At 36.5% G+C, this 23,714-nt stretch carries 26 protein-coding genes and 2 tRNA genes; 17 read left to right on the top strand and 11 right to left on the bottom strand.

All coding sequences use genetic code 11. The features are described from left to right. The first annotated feature begins 59 nt into the window (after positions 1-59). The 9 genes from QWT87_RS06585 (at position 60) to QWT87_RS06545 (ending at position 7,383) form a co-directional block, all read left to right on the top strand. A complete protein-coding gene (locus QWT87_RS06585; RefSeq protein ID WP_302714984.1) occupies positions 60-590 on the top strand; it encodes an RNA methyltransferase in 531 nt (176 codons plus the stop codon). Positions 591-850: 260 nt separating this feature from the next. Further along, positions 851-1,426, top strand: a complete 576-nt coding sequence (locus QWT87_RS06580; RefSeq protein WP_268052232.1) for a CBS domain-containing protein — start codon at positions 851-853, stop codon at positions 1,424-1,426. 6 nt (positions 1,427-1,432) lie between these two features. Further along, the gene (locus tag QWT87_RS06575; protein ID WP_302714978.1) at positions 1,433-2,299 is read left to right on the top strand and encodes an NAD kinase; all 867 of its coding nucleotides are present in this window, start codon (positions 1,433-1,435) and stop codon (positions 2,297-2,299) included. Positions 2,300-2,370: 71 nt separating this feature from the next. Then, positions 2,371-3,441: a class II fructose-bisphosphate aldolase gene (fbaA, locus tag QWT87_RS06570; protein WP_302714976.1), complete on the top strand. Its 1,071-nt coding sequence runs from the start codon at positions 2,371-2,373 to the stop codon at positions 3,439-3,441. A 94-nt stretch (positions 3,442-3,535) separates the two neighbouring features. Then, positions 3,536-4,390 (top strand): acetyl-CoA carboxylase, carboxyltransferase subunit beta, encoded by an 855-nt coding sequence (gene accD, locus QWT87_RS06565; protein ID WP_116099254.1) that lies wholly within the window; start codon positions 3,536-3,538, stop codon positions 4,388-4,390. 54 nt (positions 4,391-4,444) lie between these two features. Further along, positions 4,445-4,957 (top strand): DUF6973 domain-containing protein, encoded by a 513-nt coding sequence (locus QWT87_RS06560; protein ID WP_302714973.1) that lies wholly within the window; start codon positions 4,445-4,447, stop codon positions 4,955-4,957. Positions 4,958-5,135: 178 nt separating this feature from the next. After that, positions 5,136-6,539 carry a nucleoside recognition domain-containing protein gene (locus tag QWT87_RS06555; protein WP_302714970.1) on the top strand — a complete coding sequence of 468 codons (1,404 nt, stop codon included), beginning with the start codon at positions 5,136-5,138 and terminating at the stop codon, positions 6,537-6,539. Between the two features lie 50 nt (positions 6,540-6,589). After that, positions 6,590-6,955, top strand: coding sequence for a four helix bundle protein (locus QWT87_RS06550; RefSeq protein WP_116099264.1), 366 nt, complete (start codon positions 6,590-6,592; stop codon positions 6,953-6,955). A 35-nt stretch (positions 6,956-6,990) separates the two neighbouring features. Further along, positions 6,991-7,383 carry a hypothetical protein gene (locus QWT87_RS06545; protein ID WP_302714967.1) on the top strand — a complete coding sequence of 131 codons (393 nt, stop codon included), beginning with the start codon at positions 6,991-6,993 and terminating at the stop codon, positions 7,381-7,383. Between the two features lie 15 nt (positions 7,384-7,398). Here QWT87_RS06545 and QWT87_RS06540 read toward each other — a convergent pair whose 3' ends face one another. From QWT87_RS06540 to QWT87_RS06520, 5 genes are all read right to left on the bottom strand, one after another. Further along, the gene (locus tag QWT87_RS06540) at positions 7,399-8,283 is read right to left on the bottom strand and encodes a ferric siderophore ABC transporter substrate-binding protein (protein WP_302714965.1); all 885 of its coding nucleotides are present in this window, start codon (positions 8,281-8,283) and stop codon (positions 7,399-7,401) included. A 26-nt stretch (positions 8,284-8,309) separates the two neighbouring features. Continuing rightward, a complete protein-coding gene (locus QWT87_RS06535; RefSeq protein WP_302714963.1) occupies positions 8,310-8,708 on the bottom strand; it encodes an ExbD/TolR family protein in 399 nt (132 codons plus the stop codon). A gap of 57 nt (positions 8,709-8,765) precedes the next feature. Beyond that, a complete protein-coding gene (locus tag QWT87_RS06530; protein ID WP_273077119.1) occupies positions 8,766-9,470 on the bottom strand; it encodes a MotA/TolQ/ExbB proton channel family protein in 705 nt (234 codons plus the stop codon). 173 nt (positions 9,471-9,643) lie between these two features. Next, on the bottom strand, positions 9,644-10,105 hold the full coding sequence (locus QWT87_RS06525) for a hypothetical protein (protein ID WP_076394087.1): 462 nt from the start codon (positions 10,103-10,105) through the stop codon (positions 9,644-9,646). A gap of 209 nt (positions 10,106-10,314) precedes the next feature. Continuing rightward, on the bottom strand, positions 10,315-12,384 hold the full coding sequence (locus tag QWT87_RS06520) for an autotransporter outer membrane beta-barrel domain-containing protein (RefSeq protein WP_302714957.1): 2,070 nt from the start codon (positions 12,382-12,384) through the stop codon (positions 10,315-10,317). 392 nt (positions 12,385-12,776) lie between these two features. On the opposite strand from QWT87_RS06520, the gene QWT87_RS06515 reads away from it, so the two are divergent. The 4 genes from QWT87_RS06515 (at position 12,777) to QWT87_RS06500 (ending at position 16,351) form a co-directional block, all read left to right on the top strand. Next, positions 12,777-14,573 (top strand): DUF885 domain-containing protein, encoded by a 1,797-nt coding sequence (locus QWT87_RS06515; RefSeq protein ID WP_302714955.1) that lies wholly within the window; start codon positions 12,777-12,779, stop codon positions 14,571-14,573. Positions 14,574-14,853: 280 nt separating this feature from the next. Next, positions 14,854-15,243 carry a DUF1398 domain-containing protein gene (locus QWT87_RS06510; RefSeq protein WP_302714953.1) on the top strand — a complete coding sequence of 130 codons (390 nt, stop codon included), beginning with the start codon at positions 14,854-14,856 and terminating at the stop codon, positions 15,241-15,243. Positions 15,244-15,307: 64 nt separating this feature from the next. Then, a complete protein-coding gene (locus QWT87_RS06505) occupies positions 15,308-15,904 on the top strand; it encodes a hypothetical protein (RefSeq protein ID WP_302714951.1) in 597 nt (198 codons plus the stop codon). Positions 15,905-15,910: 6 nt separating this feature from the next. Continuing rightward, complete coding sequence (locus QWT87_RS06500; RefSeq protein WP_288459365.1) at positions 15,911-16,351, top strand: DinB family protein; 441 nt, start codon at positions 15,911-15,913, stop codon at positions 16,349-16,351. A gap of 96 nt (positions 16,352-16,447) precedes the next feature. On the opposite strand, the gene QWT87_RS06495 is transcribed toward QWT87_RS06500, so the two are convergent. Beyond that, positions 16,448-17,068 (bottom strand): endonuclease III domain-containing protein, encoded by a 621-nt coding sequence (locus QWT87_RS06495; RefSeq protein WP_076394093.1) that lies wholly within the window; start codon positions 17,066-17,068, stop codon positions 16,448-16,450. Between the two features lie 33 nt (positions 17,069-17,101). On the opposite strand from QWT87_RS06495, the gene bcp reads away from it, so the two are divergent. Further along, positions 17,102-17,548, top strand: a complete 447-nt coding sequence (gene bcp / locus QWT87_RS06490) for a thioredoxin-dependent thiol peroxidase (RefSeq protein WP_235132156.1) — start codon at positions 17,102-17,104, stop codon at positions 17,546-17,548. Positions 17,549-17,740: 192 nt separating this feature from the next. Here the strand turns inward: bcp and QWT87_RS06485 are convergent, their stop codons facing one another. Genes QWT87_RS06485 through QWT87_RS06465 form a run of 5 tightly spaced genes read right to left on the bottom strand, consistent with a single transcriptional unit; the run spans position 17,741 to position 21,972 of the window. After that, positions 17,741-18,286 (bottom strand): GNAT family N-acetyltransferase, encoded by a 546-nt coding sequence (locus QWT87_RS06485; protein ID WP_302714939.1) that lies wholly within the window; start codon positions 18,284-18,286, stop codon positions 17,741-17,743. Next, positions 18,243-18,920, bottom strand: a complete 678-nt coding sequence (locus tag QWT87_RS06480) for a hypothetical protein (protein ID WP_302714937.1) — start codon at positions 18,918-18,920, stop codon at positions 18,243-18,245. Before QWT87_RS06480 ends, QWT87_RS06485 begins: the two co-directional genes overlap by 44 nt. Positions 18,921-18,951: 31 nt before the next feature. Next, the gene (locus QWT87_RS06475) at positions 18,952-20,037 is read right to left on the bottom strand and encodes a mannose-1-phosphate guanylyltransferase (RefSeq protein WP_273076759.1); all 1,086 of its coding nucleotides are present in this window, start codon (positions 20,035-20,037) and stop codon (positions 18,952-18,954) included. A gap of 2 nt (positions 20,038-20,039) precedes the next feature. Further along, positions 20,040-20,630 carry a SprT-like domain-containing protein gene (locus QWT87_RS06470; RefSeq protein WP_302714934.1) on the bottom strand — a complete coding sequence of 197 codons (591 nt, stop codon included), beginning with the start codon at positions 20,628-20,630 and terminating at the stop codon, positions 20,040-20,042. A 1-nt stretch (position 20,631) separates the two neighbouring features. Then, positions 20,632-21,972 carry a TolC family protein gene (locus tag QWT87_RS06465; protein WP_302714932.1) on the bottom strand — a complete coding sequence of 447 codons (1,341 nt, stop codon included), beginning with the start codon at positions 21,970-21,972 and terminating at the stop codon, positions 20,632-20,634. A gap of 92 nt (positions 21,973-22,064) precedes the next feature. On the opposite strand from QWT87_RS06465, the gene QWT87_RS06460 reads away from it, so the two are divergent. The 3 genes from QWT87_RS06460 (at position 22,065) to QWT87_RS06450 (ending at position 23,536) form a co-directional block, all read left to right on the top strand. After that, entirely contained in the window at positions 22,065-23,309 is a 1,245-nt protein-coding gene (locus QWT87_RS06460; protein ID WP_302714929.1) for a bifunctional folylpolyglutamate synthase/dihydrofolate synthase, read from the top strand. Positions 23,310-23,353: 44 nt separating this feature from the next. Then, a tRNA-Val gene (locus QWT87_RS06455) sits at positions 23,354-23,428 on the top strand. A 33-nt stretch (positions 23,429-23,461) separates the two neighbouring features. Then, positions 23,462-23,536 (top strand) — tRNA-Val (locus QWT87_RS06450). Positions 23,537-23,714 lie beyond the last annotated feature (178 nt).

The following is a 23,714-nucleotide window of genomic DNA, read 5'->3' as shown; positions in this document are numbered from 1 at the left end:
AATCCGTTTTCATCTGAAAATCGTAAATATTTATACCTAATTTTGACAAAAAAATAAAATTGGTACAGAAATTAAAACTGGAAGAACTCAACAGAATTGATGTGGAAACCTTTAAATCGGTTGAGAAAATTCCTTTGGTTGTAGTTTTAGACAACATCAGAAGCATGCACAATGTGGGTGCAACGTTCAGGACGGCAGATGCGTTTTTGGTTCAGAAGATTATCCTTTGCGGAATCACGCCGCAGCCGCCACACCGCGAAATCCATAAAGCTGCTTTGGGAGCTACGGAAAGCGTAGACTGGAGTCATGAAAATGATATTAATACCGCCATTAATGATTTAAAATCTCAGGGATTTGAAGTCGTAGGAATCGAGCAGACCACGAACAGCCAAATGATCACAGATTTCACCATAGATCAAACAAAAAAATACGCGGTGATTTTAGGAAATGAAGTGGAAGGAATAAGCGATGAAGCGTTGCCGAATATTGATTCTTTCCTTGAAATTCCTCAGTTAGGAACCAAACATTCTTTAAATGTAAGCGTTTGCGGAGGAATTGTAATGTGGGAATTTGCAAAGGCTTTAAAATAAAAAAACTGCATATGTCTAAGAGACAGTGCAGTTTGAAATAAATCTAATAAAAAGTAAAAATGAAAGGCGACAAAGATACCCTTTTTTTTTACACCAACAAATTTTAAAATTATTTTTTTTTATTTTCCTGAAAAAAAGTATCATTTTGAAGAAAAGTTTCGTTTAATTTTTTATAAATTAGCACAATGTTTATCAAGGATTATATCTCAAAAGACTTCCCGTGTTTCAGCCTTTCTGACTCGATAGAATCAGCCAGGGAAATGTTAGAAGCATTTGGATATTCTCATATTTTCATCAAAAAATCCCATCATTTTTACGGTGCAATTGCACAGGATTTCCTGTATGAAGAGGAAGGGATGCTGAAAAACCTCGAACATCAGATCGAGCGTTTTGCCATTCTGGAGGATAACAATATTATGGACAGCATCAGAATATTCTATACCTTCAATTCCAACGTGATTCCTGTTATTAATAAATCCGAAAAATATTTGGGATACATTAGCTGTGAGGATATTTTTCAGGATTTTTCAAAATATCCGCTGTTTTCCGAATCGGGAGCCATTCTTACCGTTGAAACACCGGCAAGGAAATATTCGATGACGGAGATTGCCAATATTGTGGAAAGCAATAATTCCAAATTTTACGGCGCGTTTATCAGTTTCATGTCGGATGAAGTGATTCAGGTGACGATAAAGATCAGCAATGAAAATCTGAGTTCTATTGATGAAACATTCGACCGATATGATTACCGCATTGTACAGAAGTACTATTCTGATGAAAAATCAGACTTATTGCAGGACAGATTCGGGTTTTTCCAGAAATTCATAGAAATATAAAAACTAATGAAGGCAGCCATTTATTCTCAGAAAAAAGATCTTGATACTTTTTTATATTTAAGCAAATTTATTTCCGAGCTGGAAAGTAGAGGTGTAAAATCTGTTTTGTACGATGAGATGGCTGAAGCTCTTCAGTTTTCAAAGATTTTTGAGACATTTAATAATAAAAAAGACCTTCTGGAGAAAGAAGTGGATCTTTTCTTCACTTTTGGTGGGGACGGAACGATTGTGAATTCTCTCACCTTCATTGAAGATCTTGAAATCCCGATCGTTGGGGTAAATACCGGAAGATTGGGATTTCTGGCAAGTTTTACCAAAGAAGAAGCATTTAAAGAGCTGGATTCTATTCTGAAAGGCGATGTAAAAACAAGCCGCCGCTCTGTAATTCAGGTTGTTTCGCCTATTCTGGAGGATTTTTTCCCGTATGCTTTAAATGATGTTACGGTGTCCAGAAAGGAAACCACTTCCATGATTACGGTAGATTCTTATATTAACAATGAGTTTCTGAATGTTTTCTGGGGAGACGGTGTTATCGTTTCCACTCCTACAGGCTCTACGGCGTATTCTTTAAGTTGTGGAGGTCCCATCATTTCTCCGAACAACGAGAACTTCGTCATCACTCCTATCGCACCCCATAATCTCAATGTGAGACCTTTGGTGGTAAATGACAGGGTTGAAATTAAATTCGGAGTTGAAAGCCGCGTGTCACAATATTCTCTTTCTTTGGATTCGCGGTTGATTCATATCGAAACAGATCAGGAAATTGTGATTAAAAAAGCGGATTTTCAGATATTACTCGTTCAGCCGAATAACTTAAGTTTCTACGAAACCATCCGCCAGAAGCTACTTTGGGGAAGAGATAAAAGAAATTAAGAATATTTTAAAAATTATTACCTTTACAGGAATTTAAAAACACCCTAATAATTTATATTAAAAAGCAAAACATGAGCAGAATTTTCCCGGCAGGAGTTGCCACAGGTCAATTAGTTACTGATATTTTTCAGCATGCTAAAGAAAACAAATTTGCATTACCAGCAGTAAACGTAATTGGTTCCAGCAACGTAAACGCGGTTTTGGAAACTGCAGCAAAACTAAACTCACCTGTTATCATTCAGTTCTCTAACGGAGGAGCTGCTTACAACGCAGGAAAAGGGTTAAGCAACGACGGACAGAAGGCAGCTATTTTAGGAGCTGTAGCCGGAGCAAAACATATCCATACCCTTGCAGAAGCTTACGGAGCAACGGTAATCCTTCACACAGACCATGCTGCAAAAAAATTATTGCCTTGGATCGACGGATTGATGGATGCTAACGAAGAATTCTACAAGCAGACAGGAAAATCTCTTTATTCTTCTCATATGCTGGATCTTTCTGAAGAATCTCTAGAAGAAAATTTAGAAATTTCAGCTCAGTATTTCGAAAGAATGACTAAAATCCAGATGACTCTTGAAGTAGAAATCGGGGTTACAGGAGGTGAAGAAGACGGTGTAGACAATTCGGATGTAGATAATTCTAAATTATACACGCAGCCTGAAGATATTGCTTACACGTATGAAAAACTGAAAGCTATTTCTGATAACTTTACCATTGCTGCTGCTTTCGGAAACGTACATGGAGTTTACAAGCCAGGAAATGTGGTTCTTACACCAAAAATCCTTGATAATTCTCAGAAATATGTTCAGGAGAAATTCGGAACTGCTGAGAAACCAATTAATTTCGTATTCCACGGAGGTTCTGGTTCTACTCTGGAAGAGATCAGAGAAGCGATTGATTACGGTGTAATTAAAATGAATATTGATACTGACCTTCAGTTTGCTTACACAGAAGGAATCAGAGATTATATGGTAAACAATATCGATTATTTAAGAACTCAGATCGGAAATCCTGAAGGAGAAGAAAAACCGAACAAAAAATTCTATGACCCAAGAGTTTGGGTAAGAAAAGGTGAGGAAACTTTCTCTAAGAGACTGGTTCAGGCATTCGAAGATTTAAATAACGTAAATACGCTAAAATAAAAATCATTAATGATAAATGATGATTGATAATTGATTTCTATTAAACAGTTTTTTCATCATTTATCGTTTATTTTTCATCAATTATATAAACAATATGGCATTCGAGTGGTTTAAAAGAAAAGCACAAAATATTACGACATCTACTGATGAGAAAAAAGACGTTCCCAAAGGTCTTTGGCATCAGACTCCATCAGGAAAAGTGGTGGAACATGATGAATTGAAGAGAAATAATTATGTTTCTCCGGAAGACGGTTTCCATGTAAGAATAGGAAGTGCAGAATTTTTTGATATCCTTTTCGATGAAGGTAAATTCACGGAACTGGATGCCAATGTTGAAAGTATTGACATTCTGAACTTTAAAGACACGAAATCTTACACAGACCGTCTGAAAGAAGTAAAGGCTAAAACCAAACTTACAGACTCTATCAGAAATGCAGTAGGAACCGTAAAAGGTACTGAAATGGTGGTTTCCTGTATGGATTTTGCTTTCATCGGAGGATCTTTAGGTTCCGTAATGGGAGAAAAAATCAGAAGAGCGATTGATTACTGTATTGAGAAAAAACTTCCTTATATGATTATCTGCCAATCTGGTGGAGCAAGAATGCAGGAAGCAACCTATTCTTTGATGCAGTTGGCTAAAGTACAGGCTAAACTGGCTCAGCTTTCAGAAGCAGGACTTTTATACATCGCTTATCTTTGTGATCCTACTTTTGGAGGAATTACCGCTTCTTTCGCCATGACAGCAGATATTATCATGGCTGAACCGGGAGCTTTGATCGGTTTCGCAGGACCAAGAGTTATCCGTGAAACCATCGGTAGAGATTTGCCGGAAGGTTTCCAGACTTCAGAATTCCTTCAGGAAAAAGGTTTTGTAGATTTTATCGTTAAAAGAACAGAAATCCGAGATACTGTTGCCAAAACAGTAAATTTATTAGCTGTAAAAGCGTAATAATTTGTAACAAAATAACACAATCTCTCTCTAATTAGGGAGAGATTTTTATTTATGAGAACTTTCAAGATATTTTTCAGCACCATCCGAAGTATGAGTTTTAAAAAGATTATCCGTCTTTTAACGCTTGTTCTTCCTCATCCTGTTTTCTCATTGCTCAGTTTTCATGCCACCGTTCAGGCATATACGATTGCTCAGAAAAAATTCCCTAAAACCGCCTCTACCAATGGAGTGGGGAATGCATTCAGACACGCACTATGGTGCTGTTTTATTGCGATGTACTGCTCTAAAGTCTCTTCGCCTCAGAAAGCACTGAAATTCTGTAAAAGAATCACCGATATGCACGAAGAACTATTCCCGAACAAGCCTCTGGAAACCAAAATGGATCTTCACAACAACAAATTCGGAATGGATTACTTTAAAGAGCTGCTTCCGGGGGTTCACCGCCAGTTTTTCGAGAAAAGTTTTTTCATTGAAGGCTTAGAAAAGAAAATGAAAGATGCTAAAGTTCTGAAAAATCTGGACGATGATTTTGAAGGGTTTCTGGTTTATCTGGATGAAAAGTAAATTTAAACCATTAAGGAGAATTAAGGTTTTAAGTCTAATTAAGATAAATCATTCTGATTTTTAGGCTTTCCTTAATATTCTTAATTTCTTATTGAATCTTAATGGTTCAAAGAAATAAAAGTTTTTTCAAGTTTTACTTATAATTTATTATCTTTTCTAAAATTTTTAATTTACTCAAATGGTTCTCAGCAGAATTTGGTCGGCATTCATTATCATTGCCATTGCCATTGCAGGTATAAAATACATTTCATCAGGCAACTACAAAACTATTTTCAATGATATGGTTGTAGGAAAAGGCGGTGATACCGTACAGATTGCCACACAGAAAATGAATGCCCTCTCTCCTATTGTGCGGGACAGCCTCATGAAAAAGACTGATTTTGCGGACAGCAGGATTCATTATAAAACAGATTCTTTACAACAGGATGTAAAAGTGTACCGTGTTCAGGAATCGGATGGGGTAATCGGAACTTCTGAAACAGCAGTGAAAATCTGTCTCGGACTTATCGGAATTATGACTCTATTCATGGGCTTCATGAGTATTGCGGAAAAAGCAGGCGGAATCAATCTTTTAAGCCGGTTAATTCAGCCTTTTTTCTCAAAATTATTTCCCGATATTCCTAAAAACCACCCCGCTTTCGGACATATGCTGATGAATTTCAGTGCCAATCTTCTCGGTCTGGATAATGCAGCAACACCTTTTGGTCTAAAAGCGATGGAAAGTTTGCAGACTTTAAATCCGAATAAAGACACGGCAAGCAACTCTCAGATCATGTTTCTCTGTCTTCATGCAGGAGGAATGACTCTAATTCCGGTTTCCATCATTGCGATCCGCGCTTCGATGGGTTCGAAAACGCCGACTGACATTTTTCTTCCGTGTATGATCGCTACATTTGCGGCAACTTTGGCAGCCATGATCGTAGTTTCTTTATATCAGAAAATCAACCTTTTAAAACCCATTGTTCTTGCCTACGTTGGCGGAATTTCTGCCATAATCGCGTTGTTGGTTTTGTACCTCACTCAATTAAGCAAGGATGAACTGGATGATTTCAGCAAGGTATTAAGCAACGGATTGATTCTTTTTATATTTTTAGCCATTGTTCTTGGTGCTATTTATAAAAAAATCAATGTTTTTGATGCTTTTATTGAAGGCGCAAAAGAAGGTTTTACAACCTGTGTAAAGATTATTCCTTATTTGGTCGGAATGCTTATTGCCATTTCGCTATTGAGAACTTCCGGAGTATTTGACGTAATTATCGACGGGATGAAATGGGTTGCTTATTCTGCAAATTTAGATTCGAGATTTGTAGACGGACTTCCAACCGCTTTAATCAAACCTTTGTCGGGTTCTGGAGCAAGAGGAATGATGGTTGATACCATGACAACTTTCGGCGCAGACAGTTTCCAGGGAAAATTGGCAGCGGTTCTTCAGGGAAGCTCAGACACGACGTTTTATGTCATTGCTGTTTATTTTGGAGCCGTAGCCGTAAAGAATACAAGATACACAGTAATTGCTATGCTTCTAGCGGATTTGGTGGGGATTATTACTTCTATTATTTTAGCATATCTTTTCTTTGGATAAGAGTTGCTGGTTAATGGTTATTAGTTTATTGTTCTAATATAAAGACACATATGAGTTATACGAAACTTGATATTTATAACATTTCGTTTGAATTATTTATTGAAACCCATCGGCTTTCTTTTAAATTGCCAAAATATGAAACTTATGAATTAGGAAGCCAGCTAAGACGCTCTTCGGATTCTATTGTTACAAATATTGTAGAAGGCTATGGAAGAAAAATTTATAAAGGTGAATTTATTCGCTTTTTGGTTTATTCACAAGGCAGCTGTGATGAAACAGTTTGTCATTTATCAAAACTATCCAGACTTTATCCTGAATTAAATTCAGATTTTGAAAATAAAGCACAAGAATACAAACTTCTGGGAGGAAAAATAAACAACTTTATAAAATATGTCCAATTAAACTGGCGTACATAGACAAGCAACCACAAACCAATAACAATAAACAATTTATGATCACAGATAAAGAATTTACCCTACGATTAATACGCCAGTTAACTCAGGCATTGGAAAAACTTATTTTGGATAAACCCGAAGAAAGTTTAATGCAGAAAGAGCTTGATTTTGAATCTTTAATGAAAGACATTTTTATGTTTGATTTTACAACGCTTTCATCAAAACCGAAAGAGGAAATCATAGAAATTGTTAATGAAAGACAGGAAAGAGACCATAAAGATTACTATGAAATGTTAGGAAATCTTTTCTATTTTAACGGAAAACAATCTGATAACAAAGATTTTTTAGATAAAGCAAAAACATTCTATGAACTGTATCTCCAAACTAGCGGAATTTTTGCACTTCCTGTTATCAACAGAATTTCAGAAATAAAAAAAGCACTTGAGTAAAGTGCTTTTGTATTTTTAAAAAGTAATTTTATACGTTCCGGTGGAAGAAACACTCGCTTTTTCCGCTTTTACATACTTCTTAACCCACGATATCGCATTCGAACTAATGCATGGATCCGAAGTTCCGCCCGATCTTCTCGCGGAAACAACGTTTCCTGCTTTATCTACAGTGTAAGCAATGGTAATCGTTCCGCTCGCTGTACAGTTATTCGCTGGTTGTGATCCGCCTCTTCCCATCGTTCCGGGGATAAATCCTACCAGTTTTCTGTCGATTCCGACTTTACTGTCACCATTTCCATCACCACCTAAAGGATCTCCTGCATTTCCGATTCCGTTTCCATCGCCTTGGCTTCCTGCTTTTGTCCCACGTCCTCTGATCAAATTTCCAATGGCTGCATTTCCTTTTCCGTCACCATTTCCAGTCTTGGAATTTGCGGTTGTAGCTCCTGATTTTTTAGTATTTTTGGTTGCAGAGGTACTCGTGGAAGTCTTTTTACTTTCCGCTTTGGATTCTTCTTTTTTCGGAACCGAAGTTTTGGCATTGTTTCCCGTAATAATTTTGTCCTTTGCCTCTGTTTTTTTGGTTTCAGGCTGCGGATCCGGCTGGATAACCGTCTTGGTTTCAGGAACAGCGGTTTCTGAAGGTTCAGAAGCGACTTCTTCTGTCGCAGCAGCAAGACTTCCCGGCTGATCTGCCGGTTCTTCTACCCCGTTTCCGTTTCTGTTATCTCCAAAATTAACCAGCATGGTTGTAATAACTTCTGGCTGTTCATCGAGTTCCGGTTTCAGTTTATACAGAAAAACAAATAAAAGAATGGCAGACCAAATGAGAATAGAAAGCACTGCGCTTTTTATCCTGTCTCTGTTTTGCTCATCTTTACTGATTATATGGCTTCTCATTTTAAAATGCTCCTTACTTCGAAGAGTTATTTATCTTTAACGGTTGCAATGGCAATATTGAATTTATTTTTTTCGGCAATTTCCATTACAAAAACCACGTCTTTATGAAGGGTATTTTCGTCAGCTCTTATGGTGAAAGATTTATTCGCCTGACCTGTTAATTTATTGACAATGGTCTGTTCCAATTCTCCTCTGTTCACAGGATTATCGTCTACAAAATAAGACCCATCCGGTTTTACGCTCACCACCAAAGGATTCGGAATATTATCTGCTGTTGTATCTGCTTTTGGCAATTTTACATCGATCGCACTTTGATTGGCTGCCGAAGAAGTCACCATAAAGAAGATGAGCATCAGCAAGATAACGTCTGTCATTGCTGCCAAACTGAATTCCGGGTTTGCTTTATTTCTTCTCTGAATTTTCATCTGTTGATTCTTATTTTATGTTTGTCAGATGGAACCTTATGGTTTCATAAGAAAAAATTATAACGGTTTATTGATAAGGTCTAAAAATTCTCCGGACATATTTTGTGCCTTCAAAACAAATTTATCAATTCTTGTAAGTAATAAATTGTAAAAAAAGTTTGCCGGAATTGCTACTGCAAGACCTACTGCGGTCTGCCCCAATGCTGTATAAATACCTTCAGACAAGGTTTTCGGAGAGAAAGATCCCGTTGCATGCGACAGATTAAAGAAAGCGATAATCATCCCGATTACAGTTCCCAATAATCCCAACATCGGGGCAATACTCGGAACTACTGCCAAAAGATTCAGGTTCTTTTCCATATTGGCAACCTCAACCTGAGCTTGGGATTCCATCGCACTTACGATATCCGAAACCGGACGTCCCAATCTGGAAATTCCTTTTTCTAAAATCCTTCCTTCCGGAGAATTCTGTCTCTTGCAATAATCTGCAGCGGATTCAATCTTACCTTCTCTGATAAAATCTTCGATATTATCCATAAAATTAGCATCTGTTTTTGAGGTTAATCTTTTAATAAAGAAAAAGCGCTCAAAGAAAAGATATACGGAAAATACACCGAGCAACAACACGGTTACCATCACTATTTTAGCGAAAGCTCCTCCGTGGAACATGATTTTCCAAAATGAGAATTCTAAATCGTCTGCCGCTACTGCAGGTGCAGCAACCTGGGCAAATAAAATCTGAGTAAGTTCCGTTAACAGCATTAAAGTGTATTTTTATAAAAGTTGTAACGACAAAAGTAATGGAATATTATGAATTGAACTCTTAAAAATTGCTTAAAAACAACTTAAAGTTTGTTATTTTCATAAACAGCAAATTTCTTTCCAAAAATGATTTGAAAAGAAATCTGATATAAAATGGGGACAAATAAAGATGATTAATCTTCGTCTACCTCAATTTCTTCCTGCTTGAATTCACATTTCAGTCTGAAAGGAATCGGCGTGTCTGATCCTGTGTAGAAATCATCAATCGTTCCTTTCCAGATTACCTGAAGTTCTCCTTCTTCATTTTTCTCAAACTGAAGCTCGTTATCATAAATAAAGGCTTCCTCGTCATCAAAAAGATCTACTTCGGTATATGTATCTTCATCAGAATCATTAATGGTGATGGTTTTTCCTTCTATTTCCGCGGAATCGATAGGGAAATCGAACACTTCAAGAGAGAGTTGCGGAAAGTTGTACTGTAATGAATCATCCTCTACATGATCCAGACTGTCATCCGTAATAATTTCAACTTCCAGAAAATGTTGTTGATTGCTGTAAACCGCTTTGCAATAAGTATTTCTGATATTGTACTTTAGCGTTTCGTCCGGATGGTAAATTTTTAAAATCCCTTTCATTATTTCTTAAAAAAAAGAGCGGTAATAATATGATTGTTAAACGTTTTCAACAAAGATAAAAAATAGATTGAACGTGAAAAATTTTTTGAAAAGTATTTTTAAAAAATCTCTTTTAAATTAATATAATAAGACTCTAAAATTTTAAACTTATGAAAAAGTGCCGCTATATGATAACGACACTTATACAAAAATTTAATTATTAAAATAAGTTATTCAATTTTTTCGGCTTTAAGCTGAGCCGTATTTAATCTTGTATTGCTTGGTGCATTTGCAGATTTTTGAAATTTCAGTTCAGAACCATTCCAGTGAACCGGTTTTCCTTTGGAAGAAGTATCTGTTTCATTATGAAGTACGGCAGTCATATTTTCGTCATAATCCTTTGAAAGAATTTCTTTTGGAACAGCAACATTTTCAAGATCTTTTCTCGTTCCTACAGCAATGTATGAGAATTTTACAGCATTGCTATCATCCGTTTTAGCACTGAATCCTGTTTTTGTAGGCTCCTGCTCAAGATAGATCTGAGAGCCTTTCCCGATTGGGGTAATAGTTACCACAATAGAATTTTCCGCTACAAGATCAGAGAATTTCCTGTCAAAAGAAACATTTACCCTTCCGTTTGCATCAAGAGTTGCCGTTCCCCGTGTATAAATATCTGCCGTGGTAGACGTAGGAACATACGTTGTAATCCTTTCTGCGCTTCCATCCACGGCACTTACATTAGCAATTACATTATTCGTATAGGTTGCACCGTCAACATACATTCCGTAACGGCTTCCACTTGCGTTAACCCCGTAAACATTTCCTCTAAAAGCGGCTCCCATAAGATCTCCAACTCCCATTACTCCAAAGCCCGCTGCCTCAGAACCCAACGCAGATCTGCCTGTTCCTGTAGACATCGCGGCATTTCCATATACACCTGCATTAGCCGATCCCGAAGTTCGATATCCCAAGACTCCGAAGATTCCTGCAACCTGCGAATTTCCCAAAACACCACCCGATCTGTCAACAGCCGCTGCGCCTCCTACCGAAAGAACCTCGCCTAAAACACCAAAAATATAAGCATCATTAGCCGCTGTAGGCTCTGCATTTCCCATAGATCCGTAAAGAGTTGTGTGTGCTAATGTAGTAGCCGAAGAACTTGGTCCGGAGTAACCGCTACCGGAATTACTTCCAGCAGTACTTCCTATTGTTCTGTCTCCCCAAATCATTGATCTTCTTGTAGAAGATGCTGTTGTTGCATCTGCACCAGCCGCATTTGCAGATGCATATACCCCACTTCCTGCTCCGCTATGCAAAATGTAAACACCAGCATTATTATTTGCCGTATTGCTATTCTGAACTCTGAAGCCTTCTCCAGTTCCCGTCTGATTGATAAAACCTCCTATTGCGGGATTTGCTGAAGCCATTGTAATATTTAAGCCTCTTGAATTCGTAGCCGTTCCGTTTTGATTAATCACCAACGCCCTATCCAAAGTTGTGGAACCCATATCAATATATAATCCTTTAGATCCTGTAGCGGATAAACTTCCGGTATCTGCAGCACTACTCGACTGACTTATGATTGCACCGGGTTGATTGGTTGTCCCTGATTCTAAAATGTGAATTTTTGCAGAAGGAGTTGTTGTTCCGAATCCTGAATTTCCATTATTAAGAAGAGACATTCCACTTGCTGCAACATTACTTGGCTGAAACCTCGCAAAAACACCTGTCGCATTAGAAGGCGCTGCATTGTTGATGATTCTCACCAATCCATTTGTAGAATTTAAGGCTGTACTTGTAGAAGTAATATCCAGCAAAGTTCCAGTAGTTAAAGCATTGGCTCTTAAAGTGAGTGGCGTTTGCGTACTTGCAGTAGTCCAATCCCAACTTTGCGCAAAGTTTTTACTGTCGATCGAATTGTTTGCCGTTCCGTCGATAAGTCCTGAAATTGGTGTTTTCGCAGCCGTTCCAAAATTATTAATAGCTACCCATTTTGCTAATCCGGAATTATAATAATAAAATCCAGGAGCGGTAAGATCTATTGTACTTCCGGTAAGACTAGTGGCTGCAGTCGTCGCATAAATCATCATAGAATTTTGAGAACTTCCCAGAAGAAGCTCCATGCTTTTAATCTGATCTCCTGTTAATCTTGGAATTAAAATACCTTCAGGTTTTGTTCCACTGGTTTTTGAAACAATTTCAAAAGTTGTATTGGGAGAAGTTGAATTTATACCCACTTGAGCATAAAAAGCAGAGATGCTTGAAAAAGCAACTGCCAGGTTAAGTAGTTTTTTAGTCATATCAATTAAATTAGATTTTCATATTAAATTAAATAATAATTAAAATAATTCACAATACTTTTACTTATTATTTAATTAATCGCTAATATAGAAAAAAACTAACAACACAAAAAATATAGCATAAATAATTATTTTTTTTTACACATAATTTAAATAAACGCATTTTTTTTAATTAATAAAACAATTAAATATATTTTTAACCCAACACATACGTTTTTAAATTAAAAATTTACAATTATCAATATCATTTCATAGAAACAATTGGATTTAATGTAAATATTTTCATTAAAGAGAATAAAATAACAAATAATATCCTCTTTGTCATCTTAATTGTAGTTGATCGGAAGTTTACATTGATATAATATTTATTTTTGTTCTCTAAAGATTCCGGAATGAAAAACATCATATCAAAAAGTATTATAGGATTAGGCATAATGATCAGTTTAGGATCATGCAAAAAATCCGATTCCCCTTTAACGAAAGTAACACCATCCAATCTGGATTCTATTGCTTCCAATTATTATGAACAGTATCTGAAATTATATCCTCTGGATGCAACTTCACAGGGAGATTTACGTTATAACGATCAGCTTCCGATTAACATCGATAAAGATTTTATCTCCGGAGAAGTCGCTTTCTACCGTTCTGTAGAAAAGCAACTGGAGAATGTGGATTATAAGAATCTTTCAGACGAAGATAAAGTAGTTTACGATGTGCTGAATTTTACTTTAAAAGATAAGATAGAAAACTACAATTATCATCCGGAATATATTCCTTTTACGCAATTCGGAGGTTTGCCGCTTAACTTTCCATTGTATGGAAGCGGAGAAGGAAGCCAGCCGTTTAAAACAGAAAAAGATTATTCTGACTGGCTGAAAAGAATGGAAAAATTTCCGGAATGGATGAATGCCGCCACCGATAATTTCCGCGAAGGAATTAATAATAAAATGGTTTTGCCTAAAAAACTGGTGGTAAAGATGATTCCTCAAATGAGAGCCGAAGAAATTATAACGACTGATTTTGATAAGAATATTTTCTACGGACCGATCAGAAAATTTCCGAAAAATTTCACAAACGAGCAGAAAGAAAAATTTTCAAAGCTTTATCAGGACGCCATCGTGCAGAAAATTATTCCTGCTTATACTAAAATGGGCAACTTTTTGGAAAAAGAATATCTACCAAAAGCAAGGGAAACAGACGGTTACAACAGCCTGCCAAACGGAAAGGAAATTTACAGGTATTATGCAAAAAGCTGGACGACAACCGATAAAACGCCTGAAGAAATTAATAAAATCGGACTTCAGCAGGTGGCAATGCTTCGTGCGGAAATGGAAAAGGTTAAACAGCAGGTTGGATTTACCGGCACATTGGAAGAATTCATTAATTATGTAAAAACAGATCCGAAAGCAATGCCTTACACGAGTTCAAAAGAAGTTTTAGCGGCATTCAACGGAATTTTAACGAAAATTACACCAAAGCTGAAAACCATGTTTTCCGTAACACCGAAAACAGGATTTGAAATCAGACAAACTGAAAAATTCAGGGAAGCAAGTGCAAGTGCGGAATATATTCAGGGAACTCCGGACGGAAAAAGACCGGGAATATTTTACGCTCCGCTTCCAGATCCGTCAAAATTCAACGTAACTTCAGGTATGGAATCTTTGTTCTTACACGAGGCTATTCCGGGACATCATTATCAGGTTTCTTTACAGCAGGAAAATACCAAACTGCCAAAATTTATGAGATTCGGATGGTTCGGAGCTTACGGTGAAGGATGGGCGCATTATTGCGAAACATTAGGACCGGAATTCGGCTTGTATACAGATCCTTATCAGAAGATGGGTTATCTGAGCGACCAAATGCTGAGAGCGGTAAGACTGGTTGTAGACACGGGTCTCCACACCGGAAAAATGAAACGAGAAGAGGCAATAAAATATTTCCTGAGCAATATTTCTTACGATGAAGCCGGAGCAACCGCCGAAGTGGAACGATATATGGCGATGCCGGGACAGGCTTTAGGCTATAAAATCGGTTCATTGAGAATTCGTGAGCTGAGAGAAAAATATCAGAAAGAACTGGGCAGCAAATTTAGTTTAGCCAAATTCCATGATGAAGTTTTGAGTCAGGGCTGCCTTCCTTTGGATGTTCTGAACAGAAAAATGGAACTTTGGGCAAAAAAACAGAAATAAATTTTGCAGGAATCACTAAAAACGCAAAAAACTTTCTTACCGCAAAAGATGTAAAAGATTTTAACACGTGAGTTGTTTAAGTTTAATCCTTAAATGGAAAGAAAGATCACATAAGGTAAAAAATCAAAGATTTTCTCTTGCAGACTTTTAAAATACTTTAAATAAATCTGATAAAGTCTTGTGTATCTTTTGCGGTTAAATTTAAAATTAATTTAAACAAAATTATAGTTTGCGCTTTTGCAATTAAAGCTGAATAATTAAAAAAATACAACGAAAAAAAATGTTTACAGTAGAACAAATTGAATCTGCTCACAGCAAAGTAAAAACAGGAACAGATTTTCCGAATTACATCAAAGAAATTAAAGAATTAGGTGTAAAATCGTTTGAAACATGGGTAAAAGACAGCCATACCAAATATTTTGGTGAAAATGATTTTACCACAAAATCCGAACCTAAATATGCCAATCTAATTATTGAAGATCAGACTGATAAAGAAAAATTTATTCAACAGTTAAAAAGTCATCAGAGAGGAGAGACGGATTATATGAAATTTTGTGAAGACTGCGCTGAAACGGGAATTGAAAAATGGATTGTAGATCTGGATCAATTTACCTGCATTTACTACGACAAAGCAGGAAACGAAATCCTAACAGAAGAAATTCCTCATTAAAAAACTGAAGTCACAAATTAATTTTTGTGGCTTTTTTGTTTAGCTTTATGTTTTAAAACAGATTATGATAAAAACACTTCTTTTTTTAAGCTTTTCCATTTTGGGATTGTGTTTTTTAAGCTGTAAAAAAGAAAACAGGAAAATTTTAAAACCTGAAAATATTACTGTTGATGAAAATTTAAGTAAAAATGATACATTCAAAATTCTATCAAAATATCCTGAGCTTAAATTATTTAACAGTGAAAAAGTAGAAAGTCTAACAAGAACCGCTCATATTGTACAAGAAGATGGTTATTATGAAAGCATTTTCTATCCTCGAAGAAAGCAATACAGATTTTTTCAGTTCAGCGATTATAAATGCAAAACTGAATACAAAGGAGACACCATCAATATCTGGCTTAACAATTACAACGGATATTTTGGAAACGGAGTTTTGATAAAGGTTTTTAATGATCAGTTTTTAATTCAAGATATTGACCCAAAAACATTAAAAGGCGAAATTAAATTTATCAATTCTTATCCGGTGTATCAGAAATTGGTTCTTAACAAGTACCCGTTTCAAAAAAATGACAGCATTTATGGGTTTATCGACTATGAAACGAAGCTAGATTCTCTGGTTACTAAAAATTTCAGAGGACATTTTAGAACAAAAATTAAATAAAAAACTATGACAGCAAGTCTAACATCCTTATTCCTAAGAGATTTAAATAAACTGAAACAGCAAATTGAGTCTTATCAGAATGAAACAAATCTCTGGAAAACAGAGGCAACCATTGCAAATTCGGCAGGAAATTTAACGTTGCATATTGTGGGAAATCTCAGTCACTTTGTGGGAGCCGTTTTGGGAAATTCCGGCTATGTAAGAAACAGGGAGCTTGAGTTTTCATTAAAAGATATTCCGAGAATGGAATTGATTCAACAGATTGAAAAGACGATCGAAACGGTGACGATTACGCTTGATAGGCTGGCTGATGAAGACCTCCAGAAGCAATATCCGCTTGAACCTTTGGGTTATGGAATGACGACGGAATATTTCCTGATCCATCTTTTCGGGCATCTGAGTTATCATTTGGGACAGATCAATTATCACCGAAGATTGTTGGATTGATTTGCTTCTTCATCTATTTAACCACCCCGTCAAAAATTCTTCCGAATTTTCGCCACCCCTCCAAAGGAGGGGAATTCAGGCTTCGGAAAAGATTGTTTATTTTTCGAACAGCATTTTGGTGATGAAATCTTTGGCTCCGTTTCCGCGTGCGGGAGAATATTCTCTTCCGTAGAAAATAATCTGAAGATGAAGTTTGTTCCACACTTCTTCTTTCCAGAGTTTTTTGGCGTCTTTTTCGGTTTCTACTACGTTTTTTCCGGAAGTGAGCTTCCATTGTGTCATTAATCTGTGAATGTGGGTATCTACAGGAAAAGCAGGAAATCCAAAGCCCTGACTCATCACCACAGAAGCGGTTTTATGTCCAACTCCGGGAAGCGCTTCCAGTTCTTCGTAGGTTTGCGGTACTACTCCATTGTGTCTTTCCAGAAGCAGCTCTGCCATTCTTTTGAGGTTTTTGGCTTTCGTGTTGGCAAGTCCGATTTCTTTGATTAATTCTTTAATCTGATATTCCTCCAGTTTTGCCATTCTCTGTGGAGTTCCTGCCACCGCGAAAAGCTCAGGCGTTACCTGATTCACCTTTTTATCGGTCGTCTGTGCAGAAAGTGCAACGGCAACCATTAAAGTATAAGGATCGGTATGATCCAGTGGAATGGGAACTTCAGGATATAGTTTTTCTAATTCGGTTTGTACGAGTTCAGCTCTTTGCTTTTTTGTCATGGAAGCATTAAATTTGAACAAAAATAAATCATTATGTTGAAAGTCGGAGATAAATTACCTCAATTTGAAGGAACCAATCAGGATGGTGAAACGGTACATTCTGAAAATCTGATCGGTAAAAAGCTTGTTGTCTTTTTCTATCCGAAAGCAAACACGCCCGGCTGTACTGCTGAAGCATGTAATCTTAGAGACAATTACGCTGAACTGAAGAAACAGGGATTTGAATTGTTGGGAGTAAGTGCAGATCCTGTAAAAAGTCAAAAAAAATTCAGTGAAAAATTTGAATTTCCTTTTGATATCATTGCCGATGAAACGCGTGATATTATTGAAAAATTTGGCGTTTGGCAGCTGAAAAAGTTTATGGGAAAAGAATTCATGGGAATTGTAAGAACCACTTTTGTTTTTGATGAAAACGGAATCTGTACAGAAGTTATTGATAAGGTAAAAACGAAGGATCACGCTGCACAGATTTTGAAATAGTTTTTATTGAATATCCGTTAAACAACCTATTACTATGCATTGATATGAAAATCAATCATTTTATAATAGACACTTCGACAAGCTCAGTGTGACACCTCTAATACTAAACGCTTGATTTCTAGAGATGTCAAGCTGAGCCTGTCGAAGCTTTAGGTTAATAAACGTACAATCAAATAGTTCTTAAATAATATCCTACTCTGTTTCGTAATACATCAGTTCCTCCGGATCGTTGGGAATGGTGACATATTTTTGGAATTTCAACCCCAGCTTTTCAATTAATTTCTGAGAAGAAAAGTTGTCTTTTGTTGTAATGGCAGAAATCTTTTTCAACCCGAAATCATCCATTCCGACAGATTTTATCTTTAAAGCGGCTTCATAAGCGTACCCTTTTCCTTCAAACTCATCTAAAAGCGAAAAGCCGATATCCACAACATCCAATCCTTCCCTTTCGAAAATTCCAACTCCTCCGATTTTATGACTTCCTTCTTTGGTAAGCATTAAATAATTTCCGTAACCCAACCGTTCCATCTGAGGAAGAAAGCGGTTTCTGATATAATCTTCCGCATCGGAAAGGGTTTTCAGATTACGATCCCCGATAAACTGAATGAATTTCGGACGGTTGTAAAGATCCAGAATAAATTCCGCGTCTTCCAGAGCCATCGGACGAAGAATCAGACGTTCTGTTTCGTAAAATTTATTTCCGTTTGGTGGATCTTGCGGGTTTCTTTTTAGGCTCATCTTTCGGTTCTTCTTTTTTCTCGATCTTCAGCAATCTTGGGTTATTGGTGCATTTTTTATTATAAAGCTCAATATACGAACCATTATCTTTCGCTTCCGTAATTATTCCTGTTGATTTACTGATGGTTAAAGTAAAATGTTTTTTCTGATAAGGACATTCTGTAGAAGTCAGCTTTCCTAAATTCAGATAATAATTGGATTTATCTTCGTAATAATTTGCCGCAATATCTCTGAATTCTTCATCGATAATATAACCGTCTGTTGCTGCAGAAATGGCAGCATCCTGAATGTCATCAGGTTTTCCCACAAAGTTTTTAAGCCCTTCAAGAGTGGTAACATATTCTGTTTTTCCTCCGGATACATAGACGATGAAATAAAATTCATTTTCTTCCGCAATTCCGATATTGAATCCTGAAGTTTGTGAAACATAATCTATCGCCGCTCCGGACTGTTTCAAAATACGGTCTTTCCCGTAACTGCTGTGAATCAGCAGCCAGGAAGAGGCTTTAACATTCGGAATGATGTTCTGTAAAATGCTGGAAACATTCGAAAAATGCTTCTTTTCCTGCGCGTAAGAAAATGTTCCCAAAAACAAAAAACCGAATACCCAGAATTTTCTTATCAATTTTATCATAATTACAGAACGAGGAAAAAAGGGAATTATTTTACATGAATTTATCTCCTTTCTTCAGGTTTTTAAGGTCTAAAACATAGTCTTTTATGAGCTGATCGTGATCTCTCGGGCAGATTAAAAGAGCTTTATCGGTATCTACAATGATGTAATTTTCCAATCCGTCGATAACCACTGCTTTATTGTTATTCTTCATACGGATTACGTTTCCTTTTGCGTTGTAGGTAAGAATCGGCTGTTTTGTTTTTACCGCATTCAGATTTTCGTCTTTATCCGCATTTTCATAAACGGAAGTCCATGTTCCCAGATCGCTCCAGCCTAAATCTGCGGGAATTACATAAACATTCTGTGCTTTTTCTAAAATTCCGTTATCAATGGATATTTTCTGTACTTTAGGATAGATCAGTTCAATACAGCTTTTTTCGCTGTCTGCGTTGTATTCGCAAGCCATAAAATGCTGCGTCATTTCTGGAAGATACATTTCAAAGGCATGATGAATGCTTTTTACGTTCCAGATAAAAATTCCTGCATTCCAAAGGAAATCGCCGCTTTCCAGAAAGCTTTTGGCAATCTCAAGAATCGGTTTTTCCGTAAAGGTTTTTACTTTGTAATAATCAGAATCATGCTTATCAACAAACTGAATGTATCCATATCCTGTATCTGGTCTTGTTGGTGTAATTCCCAACGTTACCAGATATTCGTTCTTTGCAGCAATTTCAAAAGCCAGTTCTACCTTTTCCAGAAAAGTTTCTTCTTTTAAAATTAAATGATCTGCAGGAAGTACAATCATGGTTGCATCCGGATCTGTTTCAGCGATTTTATTCGCCATGTAAAGATTACACGGAGCCGTATTTTTAAGCAAAGGTTCGCCTACAATATTTTCCTGCGGAACTTCCGGCAACTGCTGATGCGAAAGCTCTACATACTCTTTATTCGTAATCACAAATATATTTTCGTTAGGAATAATTCTGCTGATCCTGTCATAGGTCTGCTGAATCATAGTGCGTCCCACTCCTAAAATATCCTGAAACTGTTTCGGAAATTTCTGCGTACTCATAGGCCAGAATCTGCTTCCGATTCCACCTGCCATAATGACGCAATATCTGTTTGATTTTGACATTCTTATGTGTATTTTTCTACCCTTGCCAATGGTTTGAAAGAATACTTTCTTCCTGTAGCCAAGTTTTTACAAAGATAGTTTTTTTTAATTAGACCTTCTAAAAGGTACTTTTCGTTTCGGTAGATAAAGAAGTCTCCTTTCTGAAGCGTTTCAATAAAAACAAGCGTATCGTCCTGCTTTTCAGAATGAAAATATTTTACAAGATCCGGACTTGCCATGAAATTGGCTTTCGGAGATTTCGAAAATTTAACAATGATCGGTCTTAAATCTTCTTCATATACCTCAAGACTCTGCAAAAGCATCTGCCGGAAAGTATGTTTCCATTCGTTTCCGTGAGGAGAAATTCTTCTGCCATACTTCTCAAAGGCGATAAGATGCGCCAATTCATGGGTTAATACGAAGAAAAACAATTGCGGAACCAATGTTGAATTAATCGTAATCTCATGAGAATGATCCGAAAGTTTACGATAATCTCCCAGTTTGGAATTCCTGTTGCGTGTAACTTTTATATGAATATAATAGCCTGCAAACCAGATTCTTAAATATTGAAGCGTATTTTGCGGTAAATATTTTTCTAATGACTGAATAGACATTTTACAAACTTAATGGAATTCCTGCATAGAAATTCAACAATTTAAGACTGAAAACATAATTATATTTTGCCTGTGCTACAGAACCCTGTGCGTTCGCGTAATTATTTCTTGCAATATTTACATCATAAATGGTAGATCTTCCCGCTGCATAACTTTTATCTGCAAACTCCAATGCAAGTTTTGTGCTTTTCTCTGCCTGAAGTGATGAAAGATAGATTTCATAATTGGCATCCGCATCAAACTGCGCTTTCTGAACATTCTGTCTTACGGTCTGTTTCTGCTGTTCTAAAGTTACTTTAGCCAGACTTTCATTCAGTTTAGACTGTTCTACCTGAAGTTTTGTAATTCCTTTATTGAAAATAGGAATATTGACAGAAAGAGCCGCCTGTTGTCCGAAATTGTCTTTATATTGAGAAAAGAATCCCTGTTCTTTTACATAGAAAAGAGCGGAACCTACATTATCTGTATTTAAAAGGTTATTGTAGAAAGATCCGATTCCTGCACTTGCCGTAACAGTAGGCCAGAAAGCCGTTTTGGAAACTTCAGTCTGCGCCTGCGCTGCTTTTATCCTGCTCTCCGCTGCTTTTACCTGCGGCTGAGTCTCGTAAGCTTTTGTTAAAACCTCATCAACAGATTTTAACTGCGGAGCCAACTGATCCGGAACATTTACATCTTCCACATCAAAATCTTTATATTCCTGAAGCTGTAAAAGCTGAGCTAAAGCAAATAAACTTCTTCCCACATTAATTTCAGCGGTCTTCAGGTTTTGTTTTTCTCTTGCCAGTCCTGCCTCTGCTTCCGCTAAAACCGTTTGTGCCGTTGTGCCTATTTCTGTAGTAATTTTTGATCTGTCATATTGTTTCTGAGCATTTTCAACAGCCGCCTGAGAAATTTTTACAATTTCTTTATTCAGTAACGTTGTTAAATACTGCTGTGCAATCTGAAGAGAAATATCATTTTTAATGGTTTCAATATCATACTGACTTGCTTCTACATCGAATTCTGTTTTTCTGATGGTTTTTTCCAGCCTTCCGTTATTATACACCAAAATATCTGCGCCAAGATTTGCGCTGTTACTGAATCTGTCGTTTCTTAAACTTCCCGTCCCGAAAGAAGTCTGCCCGAAGCTCACCGTATTTCCCACAGAACCGGAAACAGACGGAAGATAGTTTTTCTTTGCAATTTTCAGATTCAGATCCTGAGACTGTTTCGAATATTCATTTTGGATCACCTGAAGATTATGTTTGGTTGCATAATCCACACATTCTCTCAAAGACCATTTTTTCTGGGCATTGACTGCCAGACAAGATAATCCCAAAATAATAGTCAAAACCTTTTTCATACTCTATATATTTTTCCCTATTAGACGAAGTAAATATAAAAAAGTTACAGTTTTAATATTTCTTTTTAAAAAACTTTTGAGAATTTTGCATTATGACAAATGAACAATATCAGGAAGCGGTAGAATGGTTGTTCGTACAGGCTCCTAATTATCAGATAGACGGGCAGAAAGCATACAAGCCGGGATTGAACAATATCATAAAACTTTGCGATTTTTTCGGAAATCCTCAGGAAAAGATAAAATGCGTCCACATTGGCGGAACCAATGGGAAAGGATCTTCCAGCAATATGCTGGCTTCAGTGCTACAGGAATCGGGATATAAAACAGGACTGTACAACTCTCCTCACCTGATCGACTTTACAGAACGAATCAAGGTAAATGGTAATAATTGTGATAAAGAATTTGTTTATCATTTTATTCAGAAACTGAAAAATCTTCCGGAAGATATTCAGCCTTCTTTTTTTGAATTTACCACCATTATGGCTTTTGAATATTTCTATCAGCAAGATGTAGATATTGCAATTATTGAAGTTGGTCTTGGAGGAAGATTAGATTCTACCAATATCATCAAGCCATTGGTTTCAGCCATTACGAATGTACAGCTAGATCATCAGAATATTCTGGGAGACACTATTGAAGAAATTGCAGGAGAAAAAGCAGGAATCGTAAAAGCGAGAGTTCCTGTTATTTCCGGAGATGAAAATGAAGCAGTAAAAAATATCATTAAAAATAAAGCGGAAAAAGAAAATGCAGCTTTTGTTGATGCTACTCTACTAAAAACAGATTTAAAATCTGACTTAAAGGGAAATTATCAAGAGAAAAACATTAAGGTCGTTTTATGTTTAGTTGATGAATTAAGAAAATTAAATTACAACATTTCCGATGAAAATATTAAAAAAGGACTTCTTCATGTTCATCAAAACACAGGATTTATCGGTCGATGGTTCCAGTTTTCAGAAAATCCATTGACGATTTGCGACACAGGGCACAATCAGGCAGGTCTGGAATATGTTTTTTCACAATTAAATTCCATCAATAAGCACAAACATATTATTTTAGGCTTCGTGAATGACAAAAAAATAGATGAAGTCATGAAAATTTTACCTGATAATTCTCAGTACTATTTTGCAAAACCAGCCATCCATCGCGGAAGACACCCTGAAGATTATGAAAATTTACTGGTTGATGCGAAAATTTTTTACAAAATTTTCGATTCTGTACAGCAGGCGTATCTTTCTGCAAAAGAGCAATGTACAAATGAAGAAATGATTTTTATCGGCGGAAGCAACTTTGTAGTGGGAGAATTTTTAGAAAAAAATTTGGAGATTTCTAAATAAGTCGTATATTTGCACCACTCTAATCGAGGAAACAACGATAAAGAGGGTTCTTAGCTCAGTTGGTTCAGAGCATCTGGTTTACACCCAGAGGGTCGGGGGTTCGAATCCCTCAGGACCCACAGAAAAGGAAACGAAACCTTTCAAAAAAATTCGGGTTCTTAGCTCAGTTGGTTCAGAGCATCTGGTTTACACCCAGAGGGTCGGGGGTTCGAATCCCTCAGGACCCACAGAAATCTCTCTTTTTTAAGGGAGATTTTTTTGTTTTATACTACTTCTCCTTTATTCATGGGAGTTTATAGCAATTCTTATTTAAATCCTAAGTTTTTTAAATCTCAATATTTTTCAATTTTAAGGCAAAATTTTAGGTTACCATAATTTCTTTCAGGTTACCATATCAAAAATTCA

The organism is Chryseobacterium urinae (assembly GCF_030518295.1).
Classification (GTDB): domain Bacteria; phylum Bacteroidota; class Bacteroidia; order Flavobacteriales; family Weeksellaceae; genus Chryseobacterium; species Chryseobacterium mucoviscidosis.
This window is presented reverse-complemented; position numbering and strand designations above follow the sequence as displayed.